Source organism: Myxococcus sp. AM011 (genome assembly GCF_013372595.1).
Classification (GTDB): Bacteria; Myxococcota; Myxococcia; order Myxococcales; family Myxococcaceae; genus Myxococcus; species Myxococcus eversor.
The window spans coordinates 1-8,003 of the sequence record NZ_JABXEM010000381.1; the positions used below are offsets into that span (position 1 = coordinate 1).

Here is an 8,003-nt window from a genome sequence, read left to right on the forward strand (position 1 = left end):
CCTGGGCAGGCCGCCGGAGAAGCGTGAGTTCGCCGTGGAGACGACCCTGTCCTTCGCGCACCTCCGCCCCAAGGGCAAACCCGAGACGCGTGATGACCAGTGGAGCACCCTTCACGACGACTGAGCGTCGGCGCGCGACCGGAAGTCGATGGTCGCTCGTGACTCCCTTTTGAGTCAGGCCGCCAGGACGTGTCCTCGTTCCGCGTGACGCCCCAATCCCTGGGGCGGTCCGTGACGCAGGAGCACGACATGTCCCCAAGACACGCCCGGCGGTGCCTCTTCCACGCGGTAGCGCTCATCGGAGGCCTGCTGGCCCCCCTTGCCCTGGCCGTGGCGCCGACGTTCCAGGGCGAGCGACACCACGATGCGCGCCTCGCCTACAACGCGCGGTCGCACTTCGGCTTCACGTCCACGCAGCGGCGGGCGGAGGCGGCGCTGCGCCAGGCCGTGCCGGAGCTGCGCGTGGAGGTGGACGCGTCGAACGGACGGGTGCGTTCGCTCGTCAACCTGGTGGGTGCTCTCTCCGGACCCGCGAGCGGAGACGCGCTCGCGGTGGGCCTGGACTTCGTCCAGCGCCATCGCGAGGTCCTCGGCCTGGAGCAGTCCGACCTGGCGAACCTGGAGCTGACCGACCGCGTCTACTCCCGCGTCAGCGGCGCCACGCATCTGTATCTGCGACAGAGATACCAGGGTCTCCCCGTGTACAACGCGCAGCTCCAGGTCAACGTGGACCGGGAGGGGCGGGTGCTGGCGGTGCACAGCGACTTCCAGCCGGCGCTGGAGTCCACGCTCGCGAGCGGCGAGCCGGAGCTGGGCGCGGCCGAGGCGGTGGCGGGCGCGGCGAAGCACCTGGGCGTGCGGCTGCGCGAGCCACCCCGCGCGCTGGAGGCCCAGCCGGGCGTGGCGCGGCGGACGCGCGTGGAGGTGGAGGGCCTGTCGAGCGAGCCCATCGACGCGTCGCTGGCGGTGCTGCCGCTGCGCCGTGGGGCATCGCGGCTCGTCTGGCGCTTCCAGGTGCACACGTTGGATTCCCAGCATGCCTATGACCTGACGGTGGACGCGGGCACGGGCGAGGTGTGGACGCGCTTCGACCAGGTGGCGGGGGATTCGTACCGCGTGTACCCGAGGTCCGCGGAGAGCCCGCTTCATGTCGCGCCGCCACCGCCCTCGGATGGCCGGGCGCTCGTCGTGAACCCCGCGCACCCGCTGGCCTCGCCCTTCGGATGGCATGACACCAACGGCGTCGCGGGCCCCGAGTACACCACGCCGCGCGGCAACAACGTCCACGCCTACGAGGACCGCGATGGCAATGACATGCCGCCCGCGAGCGAGCCGAACTGCGGCATGGGGCTGGCGTGCGACTTCGCCCTCGACCTGACCCACGCGCCGAGCACGTACCACCCCGCCGCCGTCGTGAATCTCTTCTACTGGAACAACCTCCTGCACGACGTGCAGTACCAGTACGGCTTCGACGAACTGGCCGGCAACTTCCAGGTCAACAACCACGGCCGTGGCGGGCTCGGAGATGACGACGTGCGCGCCGAGGCGCAGGACGGTGGTGGCACGGACAACGCCAACTTCCTCACGCCGCCGGACGGCTACCGCCCGCGCATGCAGTTGTACCTCTGGACGGCGCCCGACCCCGACAAGGACGGTGATTTGGACAGCGGCATCATCGTCCACGAGTACGGCCACGGCCTCTCCAACCGCCTGATTGGCGGCCCCAGCAACGTGACGTGTCTGACCAGCCGACAGCAGCCCGGCGAGGGCCTCAGTGACTTCCTGGCGCTCGTCTACACCGCGCGCGCGACGGACACCGGCACCCAGGGCCGAGGCATCGGCACCTACCCGCTGAACCAGCCCAGCACCGGCCTGGGCCTGCGCACGCAGCGCTACAGCACGTCCTCCACCATCAACACCTGGACCTTCGAGAGCAGCAACGGCATGGCCATTCCGCACGGCGTGGGCTCGGTGTTCGCCCAGGCGCTGTGGGAGGTGTACTGGGTGCTGGTGACGCAGTGGGGCTTCAGCGACAACCTGTATGAAGCCACCGGCACCGCGGGCAACCAGCGCATGCTGCTGTACTTCACCGAAGGCCTGAAGCGCACGCCCTGCAACCCCACCTTCCCCCAGGTGCGTGACGGCATCATCAGCGCCGCCACCACCCTGCACGGTGGCGAGGACGTCTGCCGGATGTGGACCGCGTTCGCCGCCTTCGGCCTGGGCTCCAACGCGACGAACATCGCGGGCATCGCCGCCAACGGCTTCGCCGTGCCACCTTCGTGCAGCCCCATCATGAACCGCCGCCAGGAGCCTCCCACCCCATAGATGGCTCCAGGGGCCCGCCAGAGGACTTCTCCCGAGGTCCTTCGGCGGGCCCGCACCCCCTGTGTTTTGATTCGGGGTGACGAATCCATCGACGACTTTCGCTTCTTCACGCTCGACTTCGAGCAGCCCGCGGACCACCGCCATCCGGAGGGTGAGAAGTTCCTCCAGCGCATGACGCTGTTCCACCGTTCGGTGACGGCGCCCATGGTCATCGACACGGAGGGCGCTGAAATCTTCGCGGAGCCCATCGCGGCGGAGCCGGTGGATTTATTGAAGGGCAACCAGGTGACGGTGGAGCACCGCTTCTACGGCACGTCGACGCCCGCTTCGCGCGACTGGACGCTCTTGGATGTCTGGCAGTCCGCGGCGGACGCGCACCGCGTGGTGCGGGTGTTCAAGACGATTTACGGCGCGCGCTGGTTGTCCACGGGCGTGTTCCGGGGCGGCACGGCGGCGCTGCTGCACCGCTACTTCTACCCGAACGACGTGGAGGGGACGATTCCCTACGCCGAGCGGCACAGCCTGGGGTTGCAGGATGTCCGCGTGCCGCGCTTCCTGGCGAACGTGGGGGATGCGGCGTGCCGTGACAGCCTGAAGGCGGTGCAGCGCGCGGCGTTGGCGCGGCGGGCGGAGCTGACGCCGCTCCTGGCGGCGCAATCGGAGTGGGGCTTCACCTTCGACACGCTCGGCGTGGACAAGGCCTTCGAGTTCAGCGTGGTGCGGCTGTCGTTCAACTTCTGGGAGTACCTGGGGCTGGCGCCGTACGACTGCGACACGATTCCGGGGCCCACGGTGTCGGCCGAGGAGCTGTTCGCCTTCGTGGACCTGGTGGCGGGCCCCGCGTACACGTTCTCCGACCAGGCGTTGAACAGCCCGGTGGGGCCGGAGAGCTACCAGTGCGCCACGGAGCTGGGCGCGCCGCTGTATCCGGAGGCGGAGCTGTGGCCCCTCCTGCGCTACCCGGGTGGGCAGGTGCCCACGTTCCTGCCGCCCACGGGCGTGGCGAAGGTCTACAACCCGTTGCCCATGCTCAAGCTGGAGCTGTGGACGCGGCTGCACGCCCGGAACCTGCTCATCGTCGACGGCGCGCTGAGCCCGTGGAGCGCCTCGGCCTTCGGGGTGAGCTCGCGGAACGACTCGTACCGAGTGGTGGACCCGGCGGGCATCGGCTTCTACGGCACGCTGAGCGCGCTGCCCGAGCCCCAGCGCACCTTCTTCTTCGAGCGACTGTCCGATTGGGCCGACGCGCCGGTGCACCCGCCCGCGCTCTCCCAGGGCAAGCTGGCCCCGCGTTACGAGAAGCGGATGCGTCACCGGTAGTTTCGTCATGCTGATGGGTCCGAGGGGCGCGCCTTCGCGAGCGCGTGCCCCTCGGGTGAAGCGAAGAGTCGATGACCTGCGCGCGCCCATCGCCGGGCACGCTAGGGTGGGGTGCTCGATGCCCATCCAGCGCTTGCGAATTGCCGGATACCGCTCGGTGCGTCAGCTCTCGCTGGAGCTGGGCCCGGTGAATGTCATTGTCGGGGCCAACGGCAGTGGCAAGACGAACCTGTACCGCGCGCTGTACCTGTTGGTGGCGGCGTCGGAGGGGCGGCTGGCTCGCACCCTGGCGGAAGAGGGCGGCACGCCAAGCGTGCTGTGGGCGGGTCCACGAGGCGCGAAGAAGCCAGCGCGGCTGACGGTGCAGGTGGAGCTGGGCGAGCTGTCGTACGAGCTGAGCTGCGGCATCGTTCCCTTTGACCCGACCCCGCCGATTCGGGACCCCTTCCACCTGGACCCCGAGGTGAAGTCGGAGCACCTGTGGGCCTGGTCCGGGGGACGGAAGGTGGTGCTGATGGAGCGCAAGGAGCGCACGGCCTTCATGCGGGACGCCGACGGGAAACGGGTGACGTTTCCCACGCAGCTCTGGAACTCGGAGTCGGTGCTGGACCAACTGGGCGAGCCGCACCGTTTCCCGCGCTTGTCGGAGGTGCAGCGCACGTTCGCCGCGTGGCGTTTCTATCACCACTTCCGAACGGACCCGGATGCGGCCATGCGGCATCCGCGCGTGGGCGTGATGACGCCGGTGCTGGCGCATGATGGCGCGGACCTGGCGGCGGCGCTGCTGACCATCCTCCAGATTGGGGACACGCGAGGACTGGAGCAGGGCATCGACGATGCGTTTCCGGGAGCGCGACTGGAGGTTCGCGCCAGTGAAGGACGCTTCAGCCTGTTCCTGCACATGCCGGGGTTGAGTCGGCCCATGGCGGCGACCGAGCTGTCTGACGGCACGTTGCGCTACCTCTGCTTGTTGGCGGCGCTCTTGAGTCCGCGCCCCCCGCCGTTCCTCGCGTTGAACGAGCCGGAGACAAGCCTGCATCCGGACCTGCTGGAGCCACTGGGGCGGCTCGTGCTCAGGGCGGCGAAGTACAGCCAGGTCTGGGTGACGACGCACGCGGAGCCCCTGGCGCGCACGGTGGCGGAGGCCTCACGCTGCGCGCCGGTGTATCTGGTGAAGCGGGACGGAGCCACGCAGGTGGAGGGCGCCCTGGATGGCGAGTCCTCTGACTTCACCGAGGAAGAAGAGGACCGTGGTGGCTGAGGACGTCCCAGAGTCCGTGAAGCGTGTTCCCCGTCGGGAGGGCGCATGACACCGGGCCTCTACAGCGTGCACAAGCCGGTGGGCCCCACGAGCTTCTCGGTGGTGCAGACCTTCCTGGAGGAGACGCGCGCGGTGCCGGGCAAGCGCGTGCCGGTGTGTCACGGCGGGACGTTGGACCCGTTCGCGCAGGGCCTGCTCCTCGTCCTGGTGGGACAGAGCACGCGGCTGTTCGAACTCCTGCACGCGGTGCCCAAGACGTACGAGGCGGACGTGGTCTGGGGCACGGAGACGGACACGGGAGACCTGCACGGCAAGCCCGTGCATCAGGGGGACGCGTCGAGCCTGACGCCCGAGCAGCTCGACGCCGCGCTCGCGCCCTTCGTGGGCTGGCGCGAGCAGGTGCCGCCGGCCACGAGCGCCAAGAAGGTGGGCGGAGAGCCGGCCTATCGCAAGGCACACCGGGGCGAGGTGGTGGAGCTGCCGCCCTCGCGTGTGTATCTGCATTCGGCGCGGTGGCTCTCGCACGACCTGCCGCGCGCCAGTCGCCTGACGCTCACGTGTCGCGGGGGCTATTACGTCCGCTCGCTCGCGAGGGATGTGGGGCGGGTGCTCGGCTGTGGCGCGCACCTGTCCACATTGTGGCGCACGGCGATAGGCCCGTGGACCGACCCGCCGCCGGGGACGCGCGTGGGCTCCCACGGACGCGCGCTGTTGCCCTGGGCGCGCGCTCGTCCCCTCACGGACCTGGAGGTGGGGGAGCTGCGGCGGGAGCGCTCCATCCCACTGAGCGGCACGCTGCCTCCCGACTGGCGCCTGCCGCCGGGCTTCCCGGACCCCGAGGCGCCCGTGCGCGGGTTCCATCAAGGCCGGCTCACGTTCCTGCTGCGCGAGCGGGACGGCGCGCTGTGGAGCGAGCAGGAGCTGCGCGGAGGACTGTGACGGGGTGGGGCGTCGCCACGGTGCTGCTGAAGTCCGCGCTGGACGTGATGCGTCAACGCGGCGCGCGCACCCGTGGAGGGATATCCGGTGAAACGCCCTGAGGGCCTCGCGCGTATCTCCAATGCGTCCGCGTACACGGGCACGGTGCCGCCCTTTGAAAAACAGGGCTTCGCGTGGGTGGCCAGGCGGCCCCAGGGCAAGCAGCGCATGCGCAAGGCGCTGACGGCCCCGCGCAAGCGGATCCGGTGACTCCAGTCACCACCTGGGGGGCCTTCCCCCTGGTGACGGTTGTCATCGGTGGTGACAGTTGTCACCACCCCCAAGGGCGGGGTGCCTTCGCGTAACCTCTTGAAAACATAAAAGAAGTGGAGGTGGGTGACCGTGGGAGATGTGTGGCACGCCGCGAGCAATAGGGGTGCTCACAACGACTTACTCGGAGAAACCCAAATGGCCATCACCTCCACGTTCAACCCCGCCGTGCAGAAGACCCTGGCTCGTACCGAAGCCAAGCTCGAGAAGCTCGAGGGCAAGCTGGAGCGTGCGTTGGTGAAGGAGCACCAGCTGCTGAAGGACCTGCGCCACGTGATGAAGCACCACGCGCAGCACCAGCAGGCGGGCCGTCCGGGCGCCGACACCTTCGACAAGGGCGGGTGCTTCCCGTCCAAGCCGCTGCCGAACGAGTGGAGCCCGCTGGACCTGGGCGCGCTGAGCGAGACGAACAAGCTGGACAAGACGAAGGGCCCCATCACCGCGGACCAGCTCACCAAGGCCATCCAGCGCGGCACGGGTGACCACGACGGCCAGGCGGGGAAGGGCGAGTACCGCGCGTTCGCGGAGTGGGCGGAGAAGAACCAGGACCGCCTCACGCCCGAGGCCAGGCAGGTGATGGACCGCTTCTCCAAGTTCGCCGCGGAGCGGAAGGCCAACGGCCACACGGACGGCGACTGGCGGAAGATGATCAACGACATGAAGGGCGTGGGCGACAAGGGCGCGGAGAAGGCGCTCGCGGGCCTGGACAAGCTGCCCAAGCCCATCTCCGGCGACGACATGGCGAAGGCCATCCGCAAGGGCACGAAGGACGCGGACAACAACACCGCGGACGAGCTGAAGGCCTTCCAGGACTGGGCGAAGAAGAACGCCGACAAGCTGTCGCCCGAGGCCAAGGAAGTGATGGGCAAGTTCGAGAAGCACGCGACCAAGGCGATGGCCACGGGCGACAAGGACCTGAACACCACCGAGTGGTCGAAGATGATGAAGGACTTCAAGAGCGTGGGCGACGTGAGCGCTCGCGAGTCGCTGGCGACGCTGGACAAGGAGAACGGGCCCATCTCCGGTGAGGACCTGCTCGGCGCCATCAAGCAGGGCGCGGGCGACGCGGACGGCAACTCCACCCAGGAGCTGGCCGAGTTCCAGAAGTGGGCGGCGAAGAACAAGGACCGGCTGACGCCCGAGGCGCAGAAGGTGATGGAGACCTACCAGAATCACGCCGAGGCGGCCGGCCCCGAGGGCATGGACAAGACGGACTTCGACGCGATGGTGAAGGACGCCTCGCGGCACAAGACCTTCCGTGACGACTCGATGCGCACCGCGCTGGAGACGCTGGATGGGAAGAACGGGAAGATTTCCGCCAAGGACCTCACGAACGCCATCAACAAGGGCGCCGGTGACTTCGACGGCCAGGCTGCCGGGGTGGAGTTCGCGGACTTCCAGAAGTGGGCGCGTCAGAACTACGACCGCCTCAGCCCGGACGCGCGCAAGGTGGTGGACACCTACGAGAAGTACGCGACCCAGTCGTTGGCCAAGGGCGAAACGGGCATGGCGAACTCCGAGTTCCAGAAGATGGTGAAGGAGATGGAGCAGCTCAGCGTGGTGCGTCCGCCCCCGCGCTTCATCGCCGCCTGATTCCCTGGCGCGAGTCGAGCAACACCACCCGGTGAATAGGGACCGGGTGGAGAGGAAGGGGCCGGGCTCATCAGGCCCCCCACCTCCGATGGGGCCAGGTGGTCGGCCGGCGACCCGCCCACCTGGACCTGACGTGTGCACCGAAGGTCGGCATGCACGATGCAATGAAGTCCTGGAGTGAGCGGCACCGTGGCACGACGACCGCACCGGGGTGAGGCGGGGAGACGGGTGGCGAAGGGGTGCGGACTTTTGG

General features: G+C 68.9%; 6 protein-coding genes. All 6 read left to right on the forward strand.

All coding sequences use genetic code 11. The annotated features are described in order from the left end of the window. Positions 1–249 precede the first annotated feature (249 nt). The 6 genes from HUW62_RS43820 (at position 250) to HUW62_RS43845 (ending at position 7,750) form a co-directional block, all read left to right on the forward strand. A complete protein-coding gene (locus HUW62_RS43820; protein ID WP_176437834.1) occupies positions 250–2,328 on the forward strand; it encodes a M36 family metallopeptidase in 2,079 nt (692 codons plus the stop codon). Between the two features lie 66 nt (positions 2,329–2,394). After that, positions 2,395–3,648 carry a S28 family serine protease gene (locus tag HUW62_RS43825; RefSeq protein ID WP_255203975.1) on the forward strand — a complete coding sequence of 418 codons (1,254 nt, stop codon included), beginning with the start codon at positions 2,395–2,397 and terminating at the stop codon, positions 3,646–3,648. Positions 3,649–3,766: 118 nt separating this feature from the next. After that, on the forward strand, positions 3,767–4,909 hold the full coding sequence (locus tag HUW62_RS43830; protein WP_176437835.1) for an AAA family ATPase: 1,143 nt from the start codon (positions 3,767–3,769) through the stop codon (positions 4,907–4,909). Positions 4,910–4,954: 45 nt separating this feature from the next. Further along, positions 4,955–5,848, forward strand: a complete 894-nt coding sequence (truB, locus tag HUW62_RS43835) for a tRNA pseudouridine(55) synthase TruB (RefSeq protein WP_163871066.1) — start codon at positions 4,955–4,957, stop codon at positions 5,846–5,848. An 87-nt stretch (positions 5,849–5,935) separates the two neighbouring features. Then, entirely contained in the window at positions 5,936–6,097 is a 162-nt protein-coding gene (locus HUW62_RS43840; protein ID WP_176437836.1) for a hypothetical protein, read from the forward strand. Between the two features lie 198 nt (positions 6,098–6,295). Then, the gene (locus HUW62_RS43845) at positions 6,296–7,750 is read left to right on the forward strand and encodes a hypothetical protein (RefSeq protein WP_176437837.1); all 1,455 of its coding nucleotides are present in this window, start codon (positions 6,296–6,298) and stop codon (positions 7,748–7,750) included. The last annotated feature ends 253 nt before the right edge of the window (positions 7,751–8,003 follow it).